22 protein-coding genes are annotated in these 21,678 nt (G+C 49.4%); 16 read left to right on the forward strand and 6 right to left on the reverse strand.

Annotation, left to right across the window (positions count from 1 at the left end; genetic code table 11):
- Positions 1 to 9: 9 nt before the first annotated feature.
- The 9 genes from WN56_RS01175 to ttcA all read left to right on the forward strand — a co-directional run bounded on the left by WN56_RS01175 (position 10) and on the right by ttcA (position 7,975).
- Entirely contained in the window at positions 10 to 192 is a 183-nt protein-coding gene (locus WN56_RS01175) for a CcoQ/FixQ family Cbb3-type cytochrome c oxidase assembly chaperone (protein ID WP_046073231.1), read from the forward strand.
- On the forward strand, positions 192 to 1,172 hold the full coding sequence (gene ccoP / locus WN56_RS01180) for a cytochrome-c oxidase, cbb3-type subunit III (protein ID WP_046073232.1): 981 nt from the start codon (positions 192 to 194) through the stop codon (positions 1,170 to 1,172). Before WN56_RS01175 ends, ccoP begins: the two co-directional genes overlap by 1 nt.
- 72 nt (positions 1,173 to 1,244) lie before the next feature.
- Positions 1,245 to 1,730: a FixH family protein gene (locus WN56_RS01185; protein WP_046073233.1), complete on the forward strand. Its 486-nt coding sequence runs from the start codon at positions 1,245 to 1,247 to the stop codon at positions 1,728 to 1,730.
- A 2-nt stretch (positions 1,731 to 1,732) separates the two neighbouring features.
- A complete protein-coding gene (locus tag WN56_RS01190) occupies positions 1,733 to 4,111 on the forward strand; it encodes a heavy metal translocating P-type ATPase (protein ID WP_046073234.1) in 2,379 nt (792 codons plus the stop codon).
- 4 nt (positions 4,112 to 4,115) lie between these two features.
- Entirely contained in the window at positions 4,116 to 4,331 is a 216-nt protein-coding gene (gene ccoS / locus WN56_RS01195; RefSeq protein WP_046073235.1) for a cbb3-type cytochrome oxidase assembly protein CcoS, read from the forward strand.
- On the forward strand, positions 4,318 to 4,992 hold the full coding sequence (locus WN56_RS01200) for a sulfite exporter TauE/SafE family protein (protein ID WP_046073236.1): 675 nt from the start codon (positions 4,318 to 4,320) through the stop codon (positions 4,990 to 4,992). The genes ccoS and WN56_RS01200 overlap by 14 nt, the downstream gene beginning before the upstream one ends.
- A gap of 65 nt (positions 4,993 to 5,057) precedes the next feature.
- A complete protein-coding gene (locus tag WN56_RS01205) occupies positions 5,058 to 5,807 on the forward strand; it encodes an FNR family transcription factor (RefSeq protein ID WP_046073237.1) in 750 nt (249 codons plus the stop codon).
- 145 nt (positions 5,808 to 5,952) lie between these two features.
- A complete protein-coding gene (gene uspE / locus WN56_RS01210; RefSeq protein ID WP_046073238.1) occupies positions 5,953 to 6,900 on the forward strand; it encodes a universal stress protein UspE in 948 nt (315 codons plus the stop codon).
- Between the two features lie 145 nt (positions 6,901 to 7,045).
- Positions 7,046 to 7,975: a tRNA 2-thiocytidine(32) synthetase TtcA gene (gene ttcA, locus WN56_RS01215; RefSeq protein WP_046073239.1), complete on the forward strand. Its 930-nt coding sequence runs from the start codon at positions 7,046 to 7,048 to the stop codon at positions 7,973 to 7,975.
- Positions 7,976 to 8,126: 151 nt separating this feature from the next.
- Here ttcA and WN56_RS01220 read toward each other — a convergent pair whose 3' ends face one another.
- Together WN56_RS01220 and WN56_RS01225 are read right to left on the reverse strand one after the other, a co-directional pair.
- On the reverse strand, positions 8,127 to 8,777 hold the full coding sequence (locus WN56_RS01220) for a DUF2987 domain-containing protein (RefSeq protein ID WP_046073240.1): 651 nt from the start codon (positions 8,775 to 8,777) through the stop codon (positions 8,127 to 8,129).
- A 29-nt stretch (positions 8,778 to 8,806) separates the two neighbouring features.
- Positions 8,807 to 9,631, reverse strand: coding sequence for a membrane protein (locus WN56_RS01225; protein ID WP_046073241.1), 825 nt, complete (start codon positions 9,629 to 9,631; stop codon positions 8,807 to 8,809).
- Between the two features lie 271 nt (positions 9,632 to 9,902).
- Here WN56_RS01225 and potA point away from each other — a divergent pair, with 271 nt between their 5' ends.
- From potA to potC, 3 genes are read left to right on the forward strand one after another with little or no spacing between them, the layout of a single operon-like run.
- Entirely contained in the window at positions 9,903 to 11,018 is a 1,116-nt protein-coding gene (potA, locus tag WN56_RS01230; RefSeq protein ID WP_046073242.1) for a spermidine/putrescine ABC transporter ATP-binding protein PotA, read from the forward strand.
- A complete protein-coding gene (gene potB / locus WN56_RS01235) occupies positions 11,005 to 11,859 on the forward strand; it encodes a spermidine/putrescine ABC transporter permease PotB (protein ID WP_046073243.1) in 855 nt (284 codons plus the stop codon). The genes potA and potB overlap by 14 nt, the downstream gene beginning before the upstream one ends.
- Positions 11,856 to 12,626, forward strand: a complete 771-nt coding sequence (potC, locus tag WN56_RS01240; RefSeq protein WP_046073244.1) for a spermidine/putrescine ABC transporter permease PotC — start codon at positions 11,856 to 11,858, stop codon at positions 12,624 to 12,626. Before potB ends, potC begins: the two co-directional genes overlap by 4 nt.
- A gap of 60 nt (positions 12,627 to 12,686) precedes the next feature.
- Here potC and cobB read toward each other — a convergent pair whose 3' ends face one another.
- Complete coding sequence (cobB, locus tag WN56_RS01245) at positions 12,687 to 13,403, reverse strand: Sir2 family NAD+-dependent deacetylase (protein WP_046073245.1); 717 nt, start codon at positions 13,401 to 13,403, stop codon at positions 12,687 to 12,689.
- A 189-nt stretch (positions 13,404 to 13,592) separates the two neighbouring features.
- On the opposite strand from cobB, the gene WN56_RS01250 reads away from it, so the two are divergent.
- Complete coding sequence (locus tag WN56_RS01250; RefSeq protein ID WP_046073807.1) at positions 13,593 to 14,312, forward strand: DUF3581 family protein; 720 nt, start codon at positions 13,593 to 13,595, stop codon at positions 14,310 to 14,312.
- Between the two features lie 67 nt (positions 14,313 to 14,379).
- Positions 14,380 to 15,204: an HDOD domain-containing protein gene (locus WN56_RS01255; protein WP_046073246.1), complete on the forward strand. Its 825-nt coding sequence runs from the start codon at positions 14,380 to 14,382 to the stop codon at positions 15,202 to 15,204.
- Positions 15,205 to 15,257: 53 nt separating this feature from the next.
- On the opposite strand, the gene WN56_RS01260 is transcribed toward WN56_RS01255, so the two are convergent.
- Positions 15,258 to 16,160, reverse strand: coding sequence for a LysR family transcriptional regulator (locus WN56_RS01260; protein WP_046073247.1), 903 nt, complete (start codon positions 16,158 to 16,160; stop codon positions 15,258 to 15,260).
- Between the two features lie 177 nt (positions 16,161 to 16,337).
- Here WN56_RS01260 and WN56_RS01265 point away from each other — a divergent pair, with 177 nt between their 5' ends.
- Entirely contained in the window at positions 16,338 to 18,029 is a 1,692-nt protein-coding gene (locus WN56_RS01265; protein WP_046073248.1) for an L-lactate permease, read from the forward strand.
- 103 nt (positions 18,030 to 18,132) lie between these two features.
- Positions 18,133 to 19,926, forward strand: coding sequence for a D-lactate dehydrogenase (gene dld, locus WN56_RS01270; protein WP_077638471.1), 1,794 nt, complete (start codon positions 18,133 to 18,135; stop codon positions 19,924 to 19,926).
- Positions 19,927 to 19,997: 71 nt separating this feature from the next.
- Here the strand turns inward: dld and WN56_RS01275 are convergent, their stop codons facing one another.
- Together WN56_RS01275 and WN56_RS01280 are read right to left on the reverse strand one after the other, a co-directional pair.
- Positions 19,998 to 20,855, reverse strand: coding sequence for a DNA ligase (locus WN56_RS01275; protein WP_052707986.1), 858 nt, complete (start codon positions 20,853 to 20,855; stop codon positions 19,998 to 20,000).
- 172 nt (positions 20,856 to 21,027) lie between these two features.
- Positions 21,028 to 21,663, reverse strand: a complete 636-nt coding sequence (locus WN56_RS01280; protein WP_046073249.1) for a murein L,D-transpeptidase catalytic domain family protein — start codon at positions 21,661 to 21,663, stop codon at positions 21,028 to 21,030.
- Positions 21,664 to 21,678: the final 15 nt, after the last annotated feature.

The following is a 21,678-nucleotide window of genomic DNA, read 5'->3' on the forward strand; positions in this document are numbered from 1 at the left end:
GGAGGGCCTATGGATATCGGCACCTTTCATAGTATCTGGACAGTTGTCCTATTTGTGAGCTTCATTGGGATCGTTGTTTGGGCTTATAGCAAACGTCGCAAAAAGCACTTTGATGAAGCGGCTAACCTGATTTTCGACGATGAGGAGAACAATCAGGATAAGTCCAATAACAAGACAGGAGATAATCGCTAATGAGTACGTTTTGGAGTATCTTCGTAACAGTCATCGTACTCGGCACGATTGCTGGCTGTGCTGCTCTTATCATTTGGACAACCAAAGATAAAATGGGCGTCGCAGAAGGCGATGACATGGGTCACGAGTATGATGGTATTCGTGAACTCAACAACCCACTGCCTAAGTGGTGGTCGTACATGTTTTGGGCGACCTTGGTGTTTGGTTTGGGGTACCTCATCCTCTATCCGGGGCTGGGTAACTTTGCTGGCGTATTAGGTTGGAAAAGTTCGTACCAAGACGTAAGCAGTGTCGAGGAGTCGCGTGAGTTAATGGCAAAAGCGCAAGAAGCGCAGCATATTAACCAATATGCGATGGAGCTCGAGGCAGCTGACAAGGTGTTTGGTGAAGCATTCCGCAAACTGGCGTACCAAGAAGATGGCAAATCATTGCGTCCGATTACCCAAATCGCGCGTAATGAAGAAGCCTTGAAAGTGGGTCAACGTTTGTTTAGCCAAAACTGCGCGGCCTGCCATGGGTCGGATGCGCGCGGTCAGGCTGGTTTCCCGAACCTTACGGACGATGCGTGGTTGTATGGTGGTGAGCCTGAAACCATTAAAGCCACCCTTCTCCATGGCCGAAAAGGCAACATGCCGGCTTGGTTAGATACCATGGGTGAAGAAGGCGTTAAAGAAGTCGCCGCTTATGCACTGAGCTTGTCAGGTCGTAAAGTCGATCCGCAAATGGCTGCTAAGGGTAAATCTCGCTTTGTTGTATGTGCCGCATGTCACGGCACGGACGGCAAAGGTAACCCTGCCTTTGGTGCGCCGGATTTAACTGACAATATCTGGCTATATGGTGGCTCTCGCCGCGCCGTTGAGCAAACCATTCGTGGTGGCCGTCAAGGCGTGATGCCCGCGTGGGAAGCTCACCTTGGCGAAGAAAAAATCCAGATACTCTCTGCCTATGTATGGCGCTTGAGTAATCCTGAGGTAGAATAAGCACTTAGGTGTGATACAGCCCCTGCTTGCAGGGGCTTCTTAAATGTAAATGCTCAAACCGAGGAGCTTCTGATGGTAACACCCTGGTACAAGCAGTTTTGGCCTTGGTTCCTGATTGCCCTTCCCGCTTCTGTTGTCGTCGCGAGTTTGTTAACTGTGACCGTCTTTTCGATGAATTCCGTGTCTCTGGTGGCAGAGGACTATTACAAGAAAGGCAAGGCGATAAATGTTGACCTATCCAAACTGAAAGTCGCGGCCCAGCTGGGTGTTTCAGCGCAATTGTCGTCAAACAACCAGGCAATCGCGATAGCACTAGATAAGGGCGATCTCGCGTCATTTCCTGCGCTCAAGGTGCATATTCAGCACCGTACGCTCGAGCGAAAAGATGTGAACGTCATGGTAAACCCAAACCAAGCGGGGATTTATCATATCGATCTTGCTGAGCCAATATCCGGCCCCTGGTTTATCGAAATCACTTCATTCGATAAGCAATGGAAAGTGCACGGTCGTATCAATTTCCCTGTCTCAACTCCCCTGACGTTAACCGGTAAGCAGTAACCATGACCACGCCTTGTTATCACTGTGGTGATCCTGTACTAACAGGAGACACCTACCAAGTAGTGATTTTCGATAAACCCCGCCTTATGTGTTGCCCTGGCTGCCAAGCCGTGGCAACCACGATCGTAGACAGTGGTTTGAGTTCTTATTATCAGTATCGTACAGAGAACGCCGATAAGGCCGACCTCGTCCCCGAAGAGCTCAAATCACTGACGCTATACGATAATCAAGATGTACAACAAGAGTTTGTCCGCGATGTGGCAGACCAAAAAGAGGTGACGTTGTCACTTGACGGTGTCTCCTGCGCTGCGTGTGCGTGGCTGATTGAAAAGCAGTTACAACGCACAACAGGCGTCACACATATTCAGGTCAACACCACTACTAACCGCGCCCAGGTGCGTTGGGATGAGAGTGAAACTTCCCTGAGTACAATACTCACACACATTCATCACCTAGGTTATAAAGCGGCACCTTTTGAGGCTGACAGACAAGAGCAACAATACCATCGCAACATGAAGCAGTACTTATACCGATTGGGGATTGCTGGCTTGGCCACCATGCAGGTCATGATGTTAGCCGTGGCGATGTACTTCGAAGTGTTTGGCGATATGGACGAAACCTTTCGGAATTACTTCCGTTGGATAAGTTTAATCTTCGCGACGCCTGTCTTGCTTTACTCTGCGTTGCCCTTTTACACCAATGCTTGGCGGAACCTTAAGGCACGCACACTGGGAATGGATGTCCCCGTTTCTATTGCCCTATTATTTGCCTACTTCTCAAGCCTGTACGCGACTGTCACTGGAAAGGGCGAAGTCTTTTTTGAATCGGTGGCAATGTTTACCTTCTTCTTATTACTCGGGCGTTTTCTGGAAATGCGCGCACGCCGCACGGCAGCAGCAGCCAGCGCCAACTTGTTAAAACTGGTTCCCAAAATGGCGCGCCGCCTTAACGGTGAAGCCGTGCCAGCTAACAGTCTTAAAATAGACGATAACATTCGCGTATTGCCCGGTGAGCCCTTCCCTGCCGATGGACAAATATTGTCTGGCACAACCTCTGTCGATGAAGCCATGCTGACAGGCGAGTCACTACCTCAGACTAAGCAAGTGGGTGATGCCGTTTATGCCGGCACCATGAATGTGGAAGGGAATGTCGATATTTGTGTTACGAGTAATCACAAAGAGTCTCTCGTGGCTCATATTGTGCGTTTGCAAGATGAAGCTCAAATGGCAAAACCCAAGGTGGCAGTGTTGGCAGACCATATCGCGCGTTACTTTGTCGCCGCCATCTTAATTATTTCCGCATCGACTTGGCTCTATTGGCATTTTGTTCAACCTGACGATGCCTTTTGGATCATGCTATCCGTGCTTGTTGCGACCTGCCCTTGCGCATTATCACTCGCCACCCCCACGGCCCTGACTTGCTCAACATCGACCTTTGGCCAGCTCGGCATCATGTTACGCCGAGGTCACGTCTTAGAAACCTTAACCAAGGTGAATCGATTGGTGGTTGATAAAACAGGTACACTGACCGAGGGTGAGGTGAAAATTGATTCAGTCCACGTATTTGCTGCTGACATTAGCGAACAATCGGCCTTGAACATTGCGGCCAGCTTAGAAGGGTTTGCCAATCATCCCATCGCCAACGCGTTCCAATCAAAAGCGACTGAGTCTCTGACAGTCAAAGCGGCGGACAACCATATTGGTCAAGGGGTAAGCGGCGAGATCAATGGCCAGCATTGGCGTATTGGCAAGGCGGCGTTTGCTCTATCCTCGCCTAAAACGCACTATGATTCCTATCCCGTCGTGCTCAGTTGCGAGGGGCAAGCGGTGGCCGCGTTTTCACTGACCGATCCGATTCGTCCCAGTAGCGCACGCTTGATAGCCGCATTTAAACAAGCTGGGATCCAAACCACCATGCTAACCGGTGATCAATCGCGAAATGTTGAACAGGTCGCTAACCAGCTCGGCATTGATTCTGTGATTTCAGGGGTATCTCCTCAAGGAAAATTGGCGTACCTTCAAAGCCTTGATGATGATACCGTGACCCTGATGGTGGGTGATGGCGTCAATGATGCCCCCGTTTTAGCCGGTGCCCACTTGTCGGTTGCGATGGGAGGAGGCACTGATATCGCTAAATCGTCCGCCGATATGGTGTTGCTGAGTGACGATTTGGAAAAACTACTGACCGCCAGGCAGCTTGCCCAGCAAACTCGCCGTATTATCCGCGAAAACTTAATTTGGGCTTTAGGCTACAACATCACCATTCTGCCTTTGGCGGTTATGGGCTATGTCGCCCCTTACATAGCGGTGGTAGGTATGTCAGCAAGCTCAATCATTGTCGTGTCTAACTCGCTGCGCCTACTTAACAAAAAAGAGGATTAGCGTTATGGCTAGTTTGTATATTTTGATCCCCATCGCCATTATGCTGGTTTGCGTGGCGGCCGTCGTGTTTATCTGGGCCGTCAAATCCGATCAATTCGAGGATCTAGAACGACAAGGCTCTTCGATCCTTTTTGATGAAGAAGAACCGGAGAAAGACGCCGGCTCACAATCAAGCCAACCAACCGAACCTCACGCGTCGACGCAAGATGACAAACATTGATTTTATTGGTGCCCTCGTCATTGGCTTGTTGGGGGCGGGCCACTGCCTAGGGATGTGTGGTGGGGTCGCAGCGGCTATGTCGCTTGGCATTCCGCCACAAAAAGCCAAGTGGCCGTATCTTGTCTTGTATAACTTGGGGCGTATCAGCTCGTATACCCTTGCCGGCGCAATGATCGGTGGTACCGTGGCTTCATTGCTTGCTTTGTCTGATTTAACACAGCATCTTGCGGTATTGCGGCTGTTTGCGGCCATTATGATGTTGCTATTGGCAGCCTATATGGCTCAAGTATGGAATGGCCTTAGCTATATTGAACGGCTGGGTAGCAAACTCTGGCGATTTATTTCTCCGCTAACGTCCAAGCTAATGCCACTGCGTTCGCCATTATATGCCTATCCTTTTGGCCTTGTGTGGGGCTGGCTCCCCTGTGGGCTCGTTTACTCCGCGCTGAGTTGGGCCGCCGTTGCTGGCAGCGCATCCGGGGGCGGCCTTGTGATGCTTGGGTTTGGATTAGGGACGCTACCGGCGATGTTAACCGTTGGTGCCCTTGCCGAGCGGATAAAGCCCATTCTTAACAACCACGCACTGCGTTTGATATGTGCCACAATGTTGGCGCTTTATGGTTTTTATACGGCTTACTCCGCCCTCAAACTCCTGATATAAGGTCGACCTGGCACACAATCATGGTGTAATATGTATATTGACGTTTATCAATTTTAGGCAGGTGTATGGTGTCGAATAAGATCATCACTCGGCGGGTTCAGTCAGGCGGCTGCGCAATTCATTGTCAAGATTGCAGTATTAGCCAACTGTGTATTCCCTTTACGTTAAATGAGCAAGAGTTGGATCAACTGGATAGCATCATTGAGCGAAAAAAACCTATTCAGAAAGGCCAAGAACTGTTCAAAGCCGGTGATAATCTACGAGCGCTGTATGCGATTCGTTCAGGTACGGTTAAGACCTACACAATCACAGAACAAGGTGATGAGCAGATAACTGCCTTTCATCTCGCCGGCGATTTGGTAGGCTTTGACGCTATTAACGATAGTGAGCACCCCAGCTTTGCTCAAGCGCTAGAAACGTCAATGATTTGTGAGATCCCCTACGACACACTTGATGACCTCTCTGGGAAAATGCCCAAGCTTCGCCAACAAATCATGCGACTAATGAGCAATGAGATAAAAGGTGATCAGGATATGATTTTGCTGTTATCGAAGAAAACAGCTGAAGAACGTCTGGCCGCTTTCCTTTATAGCCTCTCGAAGCGCTTTGCTCAGCGTGGATTCTCTCCTCGAGAGTTCCGCCTTACCATGACACGAGGTGATATTGGTAACTACCTGGGTCTCACCGTTGAAACTATCAGTCGCTTATTAGGCCGCTTCCAAAAGTCAGAAATATTGGCCGTCAAAGGTAAATACATCACGGTTCTAGACTTAGAAGAGCTTGCACGTCTTGCGGATGAAGAGTGCTTCGTTTAGCGAATAAAAGTAAATAAGTTGTTAATAAATGGCGCTTTATGCGCCATTTCTCTTTTTTGCTCAATGGTGAACAATTTCTTTCGCGTGAACGGACTAAGTAGGTTAAAGTGAAATTAACCGATGCATCTGTGCAAAGGAGGCAGATATGTCTAGGTACACGAACCTGCTCGTCGTCATTGATCCTTCCCAAGAACAACAACCTGCACTTTCACGTGCGGTCACGCTTAGCCAGCGAAGTGATGCAAAGGTTAAGCTCACCCTCTTTCTTGCCATTTATGACTTTTCATACGAAATGACATCTATGCTCTCATCAGATGAGCGGCAAGCAATGCGCCAAGGTGTGATGCACCAGCGTGAAGAATGGATGAATGAGGTTATTCAAACGCACCAAGCTCAAGAATGTGAGATCGAAAAAGTCGTGGTATGGCATAACCGCCCTTACGAAGCGATTGTCGAACGCGTGCTGAGCCACCACCACGATTTGGTGGTTAAAGCGACACACCAGCACGACACACTAGGCTCTGTCATCTTTACGCCCACCGATTGGCACTTGTTACGCAAATGCCCAAGTTCAGTGTTATTAGTTAAAGATCATGGTTGGCCAGATAAAGGCAAGATAGTCGCCTCTGTTCATGTGGCATCTGAAACCGAAACTCACGCTGAGCTCAACGACAAATTGGTCGATGAAGGGAATATCATGAGTGCCATGCTAGGGGCTGAGTTGCACCTGGCTAACGCCTACCCTGCTACGCCGGTGAATATTACTATCGAGCTGCCTGACTTTGATCCAACATCGTATACCGATGCGGTACGAGGCCATCACCTCACCGCAATGAAAGCCCTGCGTCAGCGCCATCACATCGAAGAAACACGCACGCATGTCCAAGAAGGATTGCCGGAAGATGTTATCCCTAACATTGCCCGGGAGCTGGATGCAGAGCTTGTCATTCTCGGGACCACAGGGCGCACTGGCTTATCCGCGGTGTTCATTGGGAATACCGCAGAGCATATGATTGATCAACTCGACTGTGACTTACTTGCCATCAAACCTGATGGTTACATTAGCCCACTCGACCCTCGCGCTAACGATTAACCTTTCTCATTCCATCATACAGCAGGCAGTGGCATTCACTGCCTGCGGGTGACTGGCATTTGTGGTCAAAATCCGTATCATACCCGCCATTCATGCACACTGGCAGTGTAATGCGTTTACCTTGCCTGACAACGCGATAGTACTTATGAGCACCGAAGAGCTGAGCAAAGCACAAAAATACGGATTTAATAAACTACAAAAGCGCATTCGTCGCAACACCGGACAAGCGATTGCCGACTTTAATATGATCGAAGATGGCGACCGCATCATGGTTTGCTTATCAGGCGGCAAAGATAGCTATACCTTGCTTGATATGTTGCAAAGCCTGCAAAAGAGCGCGCCAGTTTCATTCCAACTCATTGCGGTCAACTTAGATCAAAAGCAACCTGGGTTTCCTGAGCACATTTTGCCAGAGTATTTAGAGGGCTTGGGCGTCGAGTACAAAATTGTTGAAGAAGACACTTACTCTATCGTCAAAGAGAAAGTGCCTGAGGGCAAGACAACCTGTTCACTATGCTCGCGACTTCGCCGCGGTATCTTATATCGCACAGCAAAAGAGCTGGGTGCCACCAAAATTGCATTGGGCCATCACCGAGATGACATACTAGAGACCTTGTTCTTGAACATGTTCTATGGCGGCAAGATGAAAGGCATGCCACCGAAGCTCGTCTCTGATAACGGCGAACATGTGGTGATCCGTCCACTGGCCTATTGCCGAGAAAAAGACATTGAGCGTTATTCAGAGCAAAAAGCCTTCCCGATCATTCCGTGTAACCTTTGTGGCTCACAGCCCAACCTACAACGCCAAGTGATCAAAGATATGCTCCGAGATTGGGACAAGCGCTACCCAGGCCGCATTGAGACGATGTTCCGAGCAATGCAAAATATCGTCCCCTCGCATATGGCCGATACCGAGCTGTTTGATTTTAAATCCGTCGCAGCGGGTATGGCGTTTGAGGGGGATGGTGATACCGCATTCGATAAGGAAAACTTTACCGATCCGGCGCCCGTTTCAGAGAGCCCTGTCGAGGTTGACCCCAACTTATCACTCGACGTGGTCAATGTCGGCACATAGTGTTTGAAGCATGACAGAATTGTCGTTGGCCCTAAATGGCCTGCTAATAAAAACGCCCACTTTAAACAGTGGGCGTTTTTTGCCGTTTCAGCCTTCACATCATGCGCATTATGTCTTTGAAGCTCAGTGCAGACTTAAAGTCTTTATCCGTTTATCCGTTTTTCGGCAACCAAGGCGACACCTTGATGGGAGCGTCTGGCAGCGTTAACGTGGCGCTATCGCCAAGATGATTGACATCTATAATGGCTTGGTGAGCATCGATTGGGTATTTTGTTCCCTCACTGCTAGTCACCGCACCAGTCACCGAGGGCGCAAAATGCAAGACGACTCCCTGTGTCTTCGGCATAAACCAAGAAGCAAACATCCCGCCTAAATTTTCCATCATCGTATCCATCTGAGGCAACCAGCCCTGAATCTGCTGGCTGGTTAATTTCTTTCCTACTGGCTGATCAACCAATACCTGGAACGAAATATCGCAGTTACGATCGGCGGGCGTTTCAACAAAGATATCCGGATTCACTTTGCGGAGCTGGTTATCGAGAGGAAGCGGCAGCGCTTGAGAGGCTGGAATATCAAAGGCTTCATAATGCTCTTCCTTGCTCATCCATGCGCGAGAAATCGGGCAAACCTCTCCCGACTCGGCCGAGACCATAAAATACGCCACACCAATATCAGGGTGCCCTTCTTCCACGTTATGTTTAAGCTGAGTAAATAGCTTGCTATAGCTAAAACGGTATGTATCGGCACTGGCCGGGACACTCACCATTCCCAGCAAAACCAGTACACTGGCTAGTTTTTTCATCAGAACTCCAGTTGCAGGCTCAAAGCGTATCAAGCGTCAAAGGTGTCTTGGTCAGATGACGACGGAGTCGTACTATTCGACGCTCTTTCTTCATTCTCATTTTGTGACACTGTCACCTCCACACCAACGCCAAACATTTCTCGGTAAATCACACCTTTAACATTGAAGAGAAAGGGTAACGCCCAAACCAAGGCAAAGCCAGCGGTGGCAAAAGAAATGAGAAATAGCACGCCGACAACGGCATAAATGGTTGCCATTTGGAACAATTTCTTGTTTACCGCCCGGAAGGATACGGTGAGAGCTTTAACCGGCGTGAGGCGTTTTTCACAAATCAATAACGGCGACATGGAAAACGCCATCGCAACATAAAGGCTCAGTAATGGAAAAATCATGCTCGCCACACTTTGCAATGTCGCCGACAGGCAGATCACGACCGTCACGGGTAAAGCAAACACGAGCCCTTTTAGTAGATGGCGTGGTTTAGAGCGAAAGCCTATAGCGTGACTCAAGCCCATTAAGCTCGCCCCCGCATATAATGGCGCAATCAGAACCTCGGAAGTAAAATTCGCTAACCACACGGATGAAATCATATCTGTGGTGAGCTCACGTTGACCGACCAATGCCTCAAATAAATGCGACGGCGCCCCCAACAACAACGTCAGCATCAGCATTAAGATACCTATTTGAGTCGCGAATAGGCACAAGGTGGCGGGCAAAAACGACCAAAAGTGCTTGAAGGTCTGAGAGAAGGCTTCTTTGATTATCTCAAAAGGATCGAGCCGGTAGCGACCGTTTAGCGCTGTTTCTACCGACCCACCGATATGTAAAGCATTGTTGTATTCTTGTTGACTCATAATCGTTATCTATCATGACTAATGCACCCAGTATATCTGACTGTAACCCATAGCCAAAAATCATTCTGACAAATAAGGAAAAATAACCAGATCAGCTTTGCGTTGACAATGGTCTGGTTTAGGCTGGACACCTTATCGAACAACAGACACCAAAGTGCCAAAACGAGCGAAAAACTGCTTTAACTTCGACTGACACGCGTCTATTATGCGCCGTCTGTTTTATGGGTACGAATGTACAAGACAATTTGCCAGGTAGAGAGAGAACGAACCATTGAAGCACGCAAATGTATCTCACAAACCGGTTGTCGAGCTCGCGTCACTAACCAAAAGTTTCGACGGCAAAGAAATCATCTCCCGTTTCAACCTAACGGTCAATAACGGAGAATTCCTAACGATCCTTGGCCCTTCAGGCTGTGGCAAAACAACCGTACTGCGTTTGATTGCGGGGCTGGAAGATGCCGACAGTGGTGCTGTCGTTATTGATGGCAAAGATGTCACGACCCTCCCAGCAGAAAAACGCAATGTAAACACTGTCTTTCAAAGCTATGCGCTTTTCCCACATATGACAGTGTTTGAAAACGTCGCATTTGGCCTGCGCATGCAGGGCGTGAATCATCACCATATTGAACCTCGGGTGATGGAAGCGCTGCGAATGGTACAGCTTGACCATTATGCCTCTCGTAAACCTCATCAATTGTCTGGCGGACAGCAGCAACGTATCGCGATTGCACGCGCCGTGGTCAATAAACCGAGCGTGCTCTTGCTGGATGAATCCCTCTCTGCACTCGATTACAAACTGCGTAAACAAATGCAGATGGAGCTGAAACAGCTGCAACGCAAACTGGGGATTACGTTTATCTTCGTTACCCACGACCAAGAAGAAGCCCTGTCGATGTCCGATCGCATTATCGTTATGCGTGATGGCGAAATCGAGCAAGACGGCTCACCGCGTGAGATATATGAAGAGCCTAAGAATTTGTTCGTGGCACGCTTTATTGGTGAAATCAATGTCTTTGATGCCAATGTGATTAAACGCATCGATGACAAACGTATTTGGGCCCGAGTCGAATCACGTGAGTGTGAGGTCTATTGCAAGCTCGATGTCCATCCAGGTGACGCTATCAAGGTATTGCTTCGCCCTGAAGACATCCGCTTGGAAGAAATTCATGGTAATGCTAAGCCCAATGGTATTGTGGGCTATGTACGCGAGCGAAATTACAAAGGCATGACCCTCGACTCGGTCCTCGAGTTGCCATCAGGGCAAACCGTGATGGTGAGCGAGTTCTTCAATGAAGATGACCCTGACGTCGATCACTCCATCGATCAGAAAGTGGCTCTGACGTGGGTAGAAAGCTGGGAGGTGGTGCTGGCCGATGAAAAAGCTTAATCTGCAAACCGCCATCGTGGGTTTGGTCGTAGGTTGGTTGCTGATCTTTGTTTTTTTACCCAACCTAATGATTATCGCGACCAGTTTTTTAACGCGCGATGACGCCGATCTTGTCGAGATGACCTTCACGCTGAGCAATTATGCGAAACTGCTCGATCCTCTTTATGCGAAAGTAGTCTGGCACTCTTTCTACATGGCGGCCTTGGCAACCCTGATCTGCCTACTCATTGGCTATCCATTTGCGTTTATCATTGCCAAAATGCCTAAAAATACACGTCCTTTGATGCTGTTTTTAGTGATTGTTCCGTTTTGGACCAATTCTTTGATCCGTACGTACGGGCTAAAAATATTTCTTGGTACCCGTGGGCTACTCAATGAAAGCATGATGTGGCTTGGCTTGATAGAACGCCCCGTTCGCATCATGTACACCGAGTATGCGGTTATGGTTGGCCTTGTCTATATTTTGCTGCCATTTATGATCCTGCCTTTGTACTCGAGCATCGAGAAACTCGATCGCAGCTACCTTGAAGCGGCGCGTGATTTAGGCGCCAACAAATTCCAGTGTTTTATGCGTGTGATCCTGCCATTGACCACACCCGGTATTATTGCTGGCAGTTTGCTGGTCATTCTTCCCGCTCTAGGCATGTTCTACGTCTCGGATTTGCTGGGGGGAGCGAAAAACCTACTGATCGGCAATGTGATTAAGAGCCAGATTTTGAACGTTCGTGATTGGCCATTTGGCTCAGCCGCCAGTATCTCTCTGACGGTGTTAATGGGCCTGTTGCTGTTTGCATATTGGCGTGTGGGTAAGTGGATGAATCGCAAGGAGGCCTTATCATGATCCGGTGGCTAAGGAATAGTTTTCTCTCCTTGGTTTACGCCTTCCTTTACATCCCAATTCTGGTGTTGATCGTTAACTCGTTCAATGCCAGCAAATTTGGCATGAGTTGGAAAGGCTTTACTTGGGAGTGGTATGGGCAGCTGGTCAATAATCATAGCCTGATGCAAGCGGCGGGTAACTCATTAACCATTGCGGTCTTTTCTGCTAGTGCTGCCGCCATTATTGGTAGCTTGACTGCCGTTGCCCTCTTTCGCTACCGCTTTCGCGGTAAACAGTTTGTCAATGGCATGCTTTTTGTAGTGATGATGTCCCCGGACATTGTGATGGCTATTTCGTTATTGGCGCTATTTGTGTTGATGGGCGCGCAACTGGGATTTTTAACCCTACTGCTCTCTCATATTACTTTCTGCCTACCATTCGTGGTCGTCACGGTATACAGTCGCTTAAATGGCTTTGACGTTAAAATGCTTGAAGCCGCGCGTGATTTAGGCGCGAGCGAATGGGTGATCCTCACCAAGATTATTTTGCCACTGGCGGCTCCTGCGGTCGGTGCAGGTTGGCTACTGAGTTTTACCCTCTCGCTGGACGACGTTATCGTTAGCTCATTTGTGACCGGGCCAAGCTATGAAATTTTGCCCTTAAAGATTTATTCGATGGTTAAAGTGGGCGTATCACCCGAAGTGAATGCACTTGCCACTATCATGTTATTGGTGTCGTTAGTGTTGGTCATGTGCTCGCAATGGCTCGCGAAAGACAGGTTAAAGTAACCCTTGCGCTAGGGCTGCTATTCCACCAGCAGCCCTTTTTTCTATCTGTATCCTCTTGCGTTACTGCTCCAGAGCCAGAATCTCCTCCACCAGCTTCGGCACGAGCGTGCTCGCCTTCCCGTAACGCCGTTCATTAAATTCACTTTCCACAGCGCTGGGCTCCAAGTTTATTTCAATAGTGTGCGCACCATGCATCGCCGCTTCGTGCACAAACCCCGCCGCTGGATACACCGCCCCAGAGGTGCCAATAGAAACAAACAGATCCGCTTGATTGAGTGCATCATGAATTTGCCCCATTCCCAGAGGCATCTCTCCGAACCACACCACGTGTGGCCTCAACGGTGCGGGCATCTGGCAACAATGGCAGTGATCGGACACCTGGATATCACCCGTCCAATCGATGGTTTGCTGCGAGTGGCTACAACGCGCCTTTAACAGCTCACCATGCATATGAATGATATTGTGCGTGCCGGCGCGCTCGTGGAGATTATCAATGTTTTGGGTCACAACGAGCACACTGGCCTCGGTTTCCTGCTCTAGGCGTGCCAGTGCCTCATGGGCCGGATTGGGTATGATCTCTCCTTGTAACTGCCGCCGACGATCATTATAAAACTGTTGAACAAGGGTCGGGTTTCTCTCAAAGCCCTCAGGCGTTGCAACGTCTTCAATATGATGCTCTTCCCAAAGGCCATCTTGATCTCGAAAGGTTCTAATCCCTGACTCTGCAGATATTCCCGCGCCTGTCAAAACTACGATGTGTCGATAAGGGAATGCCATACGCCGTTCCTATGCAAGTGACCTGTTTATTTATTTTATAACACTCTCACGCTTACCATTGAAGTAGTAAGGGTTTAGACCTTAGTCGTTGACTCTAATCACAAAAAGATAATGCAACGACTGGCTAGACCAATGCCGCGCTTCGCTTGGGTTACAATGTCGGCTTACTTCTCGCATCTGTTATCCATTATGAAATTAGAACATTATTACACTGAACAAGATGGCAAACTGATTTTTACTCGCCAGCAAGCAAGTGACTTTGCTAAACGTATCGCTGGCGACTTTAACCCGATTCATGACACAGACGCTTCACGGTTCTGTGTGCCCGGGGATTTGCTGCTTTCTATCTTATTGGCCAAAACAGGGATCAGCGAGCAAATCGAGATTCAGTTCAATGGCATGATCAGTGCCAATACGCCCTTGTCGATTATCGAAACAGACGATGGCGTTACCGTCGTCGACGATAATCAAAAGCTTTATCTCACCATGACACGCCATGGACAAACACGTCACGATAAAGCATTAGCAACAGAGATCGCCGAGCACTACGTGCAGTTTTCCGGTAAGAACTTCCCGCATATCATGGTGCCGCTAATGCGGGAGCAACAAATGATGATTAACACTGAACGTCCACTCGTCATGTACGAGAAAATGAGCTTGGCGTTTGATGATCTCTCAATCAACTCTGCCGATGTCGCTTTATCGGATTCGGTGATGCAAGTGAGCGGCAAACGCGGAAAAGTCGATCTTGCTTTTGATTTTATTGTCGATGGGCGGCGTGTGGGACACGGATGCAAAACGATGGTTGCCAGTGGTTTGCGCCCCTACTGCGAAGAGGCCATTCAAAACCTAGTAGAGCGTTTTAATGCCAGAAAACAGGCCTACTGCGCTACGCCCGCCACGGAGTAATTTTCTTCCCAGAAGCCTTTGGCTCTGATCTATAGTTAAATCAGAGCCAACGCTGAAGGAAGTTGTTATGGAATCCAATAGCTTGGTCGAGCTTATCGATCGTCTCCCGAAAATCCCCAAAGTCGTGCAAGAGTTGATTGAGTTGGTCAACAGCCATGACGCTGAGCTTAATCAAATCGCCGAAAAAATCGCCTACGACCAGGTCATTTCCGCGCGAGTGCTTCGCTTGTCTAATTCAGCCTATTTTGGCCGCGCCCGAAACGTAGGCTCTGTCAACGAGGCCGTTATCCGGCTAGGTCTAGGCCCTGTGAGAACTCTGGTGGTGTCTAGTGCACTGATGAGTGCCTTTGACGTCGATGACGAAGTGGATATGGATGCGTTTTGGCAACACACTTTCGAAATTGCAACCTTGAGTAAAGCCTTAGCAAACGCATTAAGAATGGACGGTAACGAAGCATTTACCGCCGGCATGCTCCATAATCTCGGTGAGCTGCTGATCATGACCACCGCTTACGACAAGCTGGACCGTATCAATCTGCACATGGAGGCGGGTAAGCCCAAGCAAGAAGCCCAGCAGCTTATTTTGGGGATCACCAGCGCCGAGTTAGGTGGAGAGCTCGCACAAACTTGGAACTTTCCCCAGCGCTTAAGCGATGCAATTCGTTATCAGTTTTCGCCCGTACACGATGAGCAGTTTTCGCCATTGGCGGGCATACTTCGCTTAGCCAACAAAATTGACGCCGCTTGGGGCGAGTTTGTTACCACCGACTCTAAGCTTGATTGGCTCGACCAGCAGCTCGAGTACAACATTCTCGGTTTGCCTAAAACCGTGGTCGCTAATATCGACGATGTCATTGGATCAGGGCGTGAAATGGCCAGAATGCTTAAATAACAATGGCGTCTCTATCACCACGTGGGCGCAGTATATGAACCACGTGGTGCTTTCTAAAAGCAATGCTGAATCGCAAGGTATTTATTGCGGATGTGCTCTATCAGCAAACGTACTTTTTTAGGTGGCTGGCGAGTGAATGGATACACCGCATAAATCCCGAGTTTTTTGCCCACTTGGTCAGGAAAAAGATCAACCAATACGCCCTGCATCAAATCGTCATACACCAAACAACGCGGTACATACGCGATGCCATGGCCACTTAGCGCACCTTGTCGCAGGGCGATGGGGTTATCGGTCGAAAAGTTGCCGGCCACTTTAATCACTTGGTTTTTATGCTCGCCTTTAAACTCCCAGTCACTGGCTCCCGTGGTTTGGTAGGCATATTGCAGACAATTATGCTGTTTTAACTCGATAGGATGTTGCGGCCGCCCATGACGCGCAATATAGCTGGGCGCCGCACATACCACCCATTGTGAGTCGATAATATGGCGAGCAATTAAGCTAGAGTCCTCGAGGTAGCCGGTGCGGATAACCAGATCAAACCCCTCATCAATTAAATCAACAAAGCGATTGTCCAACGACATATCGATATTGAGACCAGGGTATTGCCCACAAAACGCCGCCACCGCTTCGGCCAACAACAGTTCCCCAGAAATGGTCGGCACTGAAATTTTTATTTGGCCCGTTATCGCCTCCCCAAACCCTGCGACCGCATCAAAGGCTTCATCAGCGGCCTGCTTCACATTTTTTGCACCTTGATACAAGGTACGTCCGGCATCAGTCAGTGTCAGCTTACGCGTGGTGCGATACAAAAGCTGCACTCCCAACCCCTCTTCGAGCTTTTTAATCCGCTTGCTAACTACGGAATTTGTCAGGGAATTTATTTCCGCTACCTTGCTAAAAGAGCCTAATTCGGCGACTTGAGCAAAGAGGACAAGATCATCTGTTTTCGGCATATTATGTCAATTATGGAAGTAATTATTTTCATTATTTCCATATATCAGAAAAATGCAAACGCGTAATGTCACATACGGTTAACATCGAGTCACCGAGCTGTCAGCAAAATAACAACACATTGGTGACTTGTTTATTCAACGTGATTCAACGGAAGAGACACCTAATAAGGAACCCTTATGACAGATACCCTATACGCCCTCGTCGCGTTCTCACCCATCGTGGTCGCGGCTATCTTACTGGTCGGCTTAAATTGGCCAGCCAAGAAGGCGATGCCCGTTGCCTTTATCATGACAGTCTTAATCGCACTCTTCCAGTGGCAGATGAGTGCGGCACGCGTATCGGCCTCCATCGCACAAGGTTTAATCATTACAGCAGCCGTACTTTGGATCGTGTTTGGTGCCATCCTTTTGCTCAACACCTTAAAGCACACTGGCGCGATTACCGTAATTCGCAACGGCTTTACCACCATCTCCGATGATAGACGTATTCAGGCCATCATCATTGCATGGTGCTTTGGCTCGTTCATTGAAGGGGCATCAGGCTTCGGCACCCCCGCTGCCATTGCGGCGCCGTTATTGGTCGCCATTGGCTTCCCTGCTCTCGCCGCGGTTGTGGTGGGGATGATGATTCAATCTACGCCTGTCTCCTTCGGCGCAGTGGGCACACCTATTATCGTGGGCGTAAACAAAGGGTTAGACAGCCATGCAATTGGACAAACACTCACCGTCAATGGCAGTGATTGGGCAACCTACCTGCAGTCTATTACCACGCAAGTGTCATTTATTCACGCGGTGATTGGCACACTGATGCCTTTGCTAATGGCAATGATGTTGACCCGATTTTTCGGTAAGAACAAGAGCTGGAAAGAAGGCTTAGAGGTGGCGCCATTTGCGATTTTCGCCGGGTTAGCATTCACCGTTCCTTATGCCCTCACCGGCTGGTTGTTAGGACCTGAATTCCCTTCATTACTCGGAGGTCTAGCAGGGATTGTGCTTGTCACCACCGCGGCACGTAAAGGCTTTTTAGTGCCGAAAAACCAGTGGGACTTTGATGATGAGTCGACGTGGCCGACCCATTGGCTGGGCTCGCTGAAGATGGATCTTAAGGTTCAAGAAAAGCCGATGAGCATGGCCATGGCCTGGACCCCTTATATTTTGTTGGCGGTTTTCTTGGTGATCAGCCGCGTTAGCCCGACGGTCAAGACGGCACTGACCGATGTCAGCCTCGGTTTCTCCTCTTTGTTTGGTGAAACAGGGGTCAACGCCGCCATTCAGCCACTTTATCTACCGGGCGGTATCCTTGCGTTCGTGGCTTTATTAGCCGTGTTGCTGCAAGCGCGTCAATTGTCACCGCTGGTAACGGCTGCGCGTGAATCGAGTAAAACACTGATTGGCGCAGGATTTGTCTTGGTGTTTACCATTCCCATGGTACGGATTTTTATTAACTCAGGCGTTAATGGTGCTGATTTGGTGAGTATGCCAGTCATGACCGCACGCTTTGCGGCCGATTTAGTGGGGAATGGCTTCCCAGCGTTAAGCGCCACCATTGGGGCGTTGGGCGCTTTTATTGCTGGCTCCAATACGGTGTCCAATATGATGTTTAGCCAGTTTCAGTTTGAAGTGGCACAAACGTTAGGCGCATCGACCGTGGTGGTAATTGCCCTGCAAGCCGTTGGTGCCGCAGCTGGCAACATGATCGCCATCCATAATGTGGTCGCAGCATCCGCGACGGTAGGCTTACTCGGCCGTGAGGGCGTGACGCTACGGAAAACCGTCTTACCCACCATTTACTATCTGATTGCAGCGGCGGTTATTGGCTTGGTGTTAATCAATGTATTGCAATTTGCCGATGTCCTCTCCGGGGCGTAATCTTACATGTTATTGGCCGAGCTACCTCTCGGCCTTTCTCTCCACAAGCGGGCCAGCTAGGCTGACCCCAGCCTTTGTCGTAACGTAAAGGAAAGGAACGCTTATGAATACCCCATCACGTTTGTCGTCATCACAGCAACAAGCATTTATTTCGACCTTGACCGACATCGTGGGCGAAAACAACGTACTCACTGAGACAAGCCAGACCCAGCATTATCGTACAGGCTTTCGCTCGGGAGGCGGCCCTGCGCTGGCGGTTATTTTCCCCACCTCTTTGGTGATGCAATGGCGAGTGCTCCAAGCATGTGTCGACGCGGATGTGGTGATGATCATGCAAGCCGCGAATACGGGCTTAACCGAAGGCTCAACCCCCAAAGGCAGCGACTACGACCGTGATGTGGTAATTATCAACACTACACGCCTAGACGGATTACAGCTTCTCGATAACGGCAAGCAGGTACTGAGTTTTCCCGGAACAACATTGCACCAGTTAGAGCAGACGCTCAGGCTTCTTAAGCGCGCGCCGCATTCGGTCATCGGTTCGTCGTGCATTGGCGCATCGATTGTCGGTGGTGTGGCCAATAATTCCGGTGGTGCATTGGTCAAACGCGGCCCAGCTTATACCGAGTATTCTTTGTTCGCACAGTTGAACCAAAATGGTGAACTGACGCTGGTTAATCATTTGGGCATAGCCCTAGGTGATGACCCAGAAGCTATTCTCTCGCGCGTTGAGCATGGTGATTACACCGCCGATGATATTACCTATGACGAGCGCAAGGCGTCTGCTGATGACTACGAGCAGATCTTGCGTGATGTCGATGCTGACAGCCCCGCGCGCTATAACGCCGACAAACACCGCTTACATGAAGTGAGCGGCTGTGCGGGGAAACTTGCCGTATTTGCCGTGCGTCTTGATACTTACCCGATCCCTGAGCGCGAGCAAGTTTTTTACATTGGCACCAACAACCCAGATGTGCTTAATACCCTGCGCCGCCGTGTTCTGAGCGAACTCTCTCACCTGCCAGAGGTGGCTGAGTATATGCATCGTGATGCCTTTGATATCGCCGAGCGTTACGGAAAAGATGTGTTTTTAGCGATTGGTCGACTGGGAACAGATGCAATCCCGAAAATGTTTGCCTTGAAAGCAAAAATAACCGCCTGGCTAGACAGTGTTCCCCTACTGCCTAAAGCATTACCCGATAAAGTGATGCAATACGCCAGTCAGCTTTTTCCACAGCACTTGCCCAAACGAATGCTCGCATTTCGCGATAAGTTTGAACACCATCTAATATTCAAAGCCTCAGATGAAGGGATAGAAGAAGCCTCGGCGTTTCTGAGCCGCTTTTTCACCGAACACGCAGACAGTGATTATTTTGCCTGTAGTGAGGATGAAGCGAAAAAAGCCATGCTTCACCGCTTTGCGGCAGCCGGTGCGGCGATTCGCTACCACACCATGCACAGCCGTGATGTGGAAGACATTCTCGCGTTAGATATCGCGCTTAAGCGCAACGAGACCGAGTGGGAAGAGCACCTGCCCATCGAGATAGAACAAGAGATGGTCGCCAAGCTTTATTACGGGCACTTTTTCTGCCACGTCTTCCATCAAGACTATGTGGTGAGAAAAGGTGCGGATGTGAGTGCGATTAAGGCGAAAATGCTGGCGCTGCTCAATGAACGAGGCGCTAAGTATCCTGCCGAGCATAACGTAGGTCACCTCTATGCGGCGGAGCCGGACTTAGCTAACTTTTATCACCAGTTAGATCCTACCAATAGTTTTAACCCAGGGATCGGTAAAACGGGGAAACAAAAATACAGCGCTGATTGCCAGTGCCTGGACCATCAATTGCGCCAACAGACAGGTGCTTCCTCCTCTTCCGTCACTCAGGCGCATTCGTGAGCGCTAATCGTTAACGGGGAGCGGCAACACCGCCAACGGTGAGGTATCACTCTCCGTTGGCGGAGGTTTCATTACAGGGACGGCTTCTCGCGAATAAAACGCGCAAAACGTGGAATGCCTTTTTGGGTGACACCGTTATGGCGCACCAAGATAGTACTACCAACCTGTGGCGGATCAGCCCGCTGCGCATCACTAAAGCCAGATCCCACGCTAAACTCGGTGCCGTCAGCCAGGCGTACCACCAGAGAGCCCATCAAACCTTGTAACCGCCCTTTGCCAGGGTTCATCCCTACCACAGTCACGTCTTTTTCTTGGTAGGTTTTCAACTTAACGACGCTTTCTACCCGCTGACCCACATACACACTATCAGGGTGATGCAGCATCAAGCCCTCACCGCCTGCTTCATCGATGGTAGCCAACCTCTCCTTAAGTGCTTCATTGCTCGTCACAGGCTTCTGTGGGACATACGCTAAGTGCGGCGATGCTGTCTTAGATACGATCTGTTTTAACGCTGTATAGCGTGTTGAGAATTGGCCTGGATGATCGGGCATATCAAACGCATAAAAGCGAATACGCTGCCACGCATCTTCATTCGGCGTATCATCAAGCACAGTGCGTAGTACGGCTTGAAACTCTCCTCGTCCTGCCCATAACTCGCCATCTAAAGGTGTCTGGGGAAGCGATTGGATAAACGCTTCAGGGGCATGAATAGGATTGCCTTGCCGCGTCAATAATCGAGATCCTGTCCAGTAAGCACGGATCCCATCGAGCTTTTCACTGGCCCAATAACCACGATAGTCTTGTTCGGCAATCTGTCCGTCAATACCATGCATCAACGCTGGCGCCGACGGTGCAGCATCAGCATCACTGGTAGGAAACAGGGTAAAGGCGGAGAGTAAGCATAGAGTAAAAGGATTTAGGCGTGCCATGGCATTCCTCCTTAGTGGTAAGGAGCATACGCTAGCGCGATAGAAGGCGTATCAACATGCCTTTATTTTTTATTGGTAGAGAACGCGTGTTCACGGTGAACAATGGGCAGGTGTTACATCGTCCACCGTGAAATGACTCGTGAAAGCCCGTCCGCTATGAAATCTTTGATCATCAAGCTTGGCTGGCAAACGCATAGATAAAAGTGCCGTTTTTTATCGCATCAATCACCCGGGCCGATAAATAGCTAGGTAACGCTGGGCAGCCCCAACTTCGACCGAGTTGGCCACTTTGTTTGATCACGTTCGGATGGGCATAATCGGCACCGTGAATAACAATCGCTCTTTCACGTGCATTGTCATTTAGCCCCTTTGACAAACCATCGAGGCGTAATGAATAGCCATGTTTGCCATGGTAGGTTTCAGCCGCGCGATAGACCCCCAATGATGTTTTTAGCGAGTTGATTCTGTTAGAAAACTGCTTTGCATATAAAGCGCCGCTATTTTTGCCATGAGAGACATAAGAGCGAAATAGCATTTGGCGTTTTTTCACATTGATCACCCAAAACCGCTTTTCTGACGACGGTTTTCCGTAATCAATCAGTGTCATCACCGGCTTGCTACTTGGGTTGTGCTTAAAATGGCGATACGCATCAGAAAAGGCTTGGTACGACACCTCCCCAGCGAGATTGAGTGATTGATATAATCCACTGACCTCATCTTTAAAACTGGCCCAAACCGAGGTTGGCATGCTTACCGCCAATACATACAAAACCACCCGATACCAAGGGGCCACATCTGCTTGTTTCATTTTTTGCTCCTTTCT

Origin of the sequence: Salinivibrio sp. KP-1 (assembly GCF_000968645.1) — a bacterium.
GTDB classification, from domain to species: Bacteria; Pseudomonadota; Gammaproteobacteria; order Enterobacterales; family Vibrionaceae; genus Salinivibrio; species Salinivibrio siamensis.

What these genes read in the sequence shown, in the direction of transcription:
- ccoS (WP_046073235.1), top strand. Translation starts at nt 4,116, where the DNA reads ATGGCTAGTTTGTATATTTTGATCCCCATCGCCATTATGCTGGTTTGC.
- WN56_RS01220 (WP_046073240.1), bottom strand. Translation starts at nt 8,777, where the DNA reads ATGAAAAAACTAGCCAGTGTACTGGTTTTGCTGGGAATGGTGAGTGTC.
- potC (WP_046073244.1), top strand. Translation starts at nt 11,856, where the DNA reads ATGATCCGGTGGCTAAGGAATAGTTTTCTCTCCTTGGTTTACGCCTTC.
- WN56_RS01225 (WP_046073241.1), bottom strand. Translation starts at nt 9,631, where the DNA reads ATGAGTCAACAAGAATACAACAATGCTTTACATATCGGTGGGTCGGTA.
- WN56_RS01205 (WP_046073237.1), top strand. Translation starts at nt 5,058, where the DNA reads ATGGTGTCGAATAAGATCATCACTCGGCGGGTTCAGTCAGGCGGCTGC.
- potB (WP_046073243.1), top strand. Translation starts at nt 11,005, where the DNA reads ATGAAAAAGCTTAATCTGCAAACCGCCATCGTGGGTTTGGTCGTAGGT.
- ttcA (WP_046073239.1), top strand. Translation starts at nt 7,046, where the DNA reads ATGAGCACCGAAGAGCTGAGCAAAGCACAAAAATACGGATTTAATAAA.
- WN56_RS01280 (WP_046073249.1), bottom strand. Translation starts at nt 21,663, where the DNA reads ATGAAACAAGCAGATGTGGCCCCTTGGTATCGGGTGGTTTTGTATGTA.
- WN56_RS01260 (WP_046073247.1), bottom strand. Translation starts at nt 16,160, where the DNA reads ATGCCGAAAACAGATGATCTTGTCCTCTTTGCTCAAGTCGCCGAATTA.
- dld (WP_077638471.1), top strand. Translation starts at nt 18,133, where the DNA reads ATGAATACCCCATCACGTTTGTCGTCATCACAGCAACAAGCATTTATT.
- WN56_RS01275 (WP_052707986.1), bottom strand. Translation starts at nt 20,855, where the DNA reads ATGGCACGCCTAAATCCTTTTACTCTATGCTTACTCTCCGCCTTTACC.
- cobB (WP_046073245.1), bottom strand. Translation starts at nt 13,403, where the DNA reads ATGGCATTCCCTTATCGACACATCGTAGTTTTGACAGGCGCGGGAATA.
- WN56_RS01190 (WP_046073234.1), top strand. Translation starts at nt 1,733, where the DNA reads ATGACCACGCCTTGTTATCACTGTGGTGATCCTGTACTAACAGGAGAC.
- ccoP (WP_046073232.1), top strand. Translation starts at nt 192, where the DNA reads ATGAGTACGTTTTGGAGTATCTTCGTAACAGTCATCGTACTCGGCACG.
- WN56_RS01175 (WP_046073231.1), top strand. Translation starts at nt 10, where the DNA reads ATGGATATCGGCACCTTTCATAGTATCTGGACAGTTGTCCTATTTGTG.
- WN56_RS01200 (WP_046073236.1), top strand. Translation starts at nt 4,318, where the DNA reads ATGACAAACATTGATTTTATTGGTGCCCTCGTCATTGGCTTGTTGGGG.
- WN56_RS01265 (WP_046073248.1), top strand. Translation starts at nt 16,338, where the DNA reads ATGACAGATACCCTATACGCCCTCGTCGCGTTCTCACCCATCGTGGTC.
- uspE (WP_046073238.1), top strand. Translation starts at nt 5,953, where the DNA reads ATGTCTAGGTACACGAACCTGCTCGTCGTCATTGATCCTTCCCAAGAA.
- WN56_RS01250 (WP_046073807.1), top strand. Translation starts at nt 13,593, where the DNA reads ATGAAATTAGAACATTATTACACTGAACAAGATGGCAAACTGATTTTT.
- WN56_RS01185 (WP_046073233.1), top strand. Translation starts at nt 1,245, where the DNA reads ATGGTAACACCCTGGTACAAGCAGTTTTGGCCTTGGTTCCTGATTGCC.
- WN56_RS01255 (WP_046073246.1), top strand. Translation starts at nt 14,380, where the DNA reads ATGGAATCCAATAGCTTGGTCGAGCTTATCGATCGTCTCCCGAAAATC.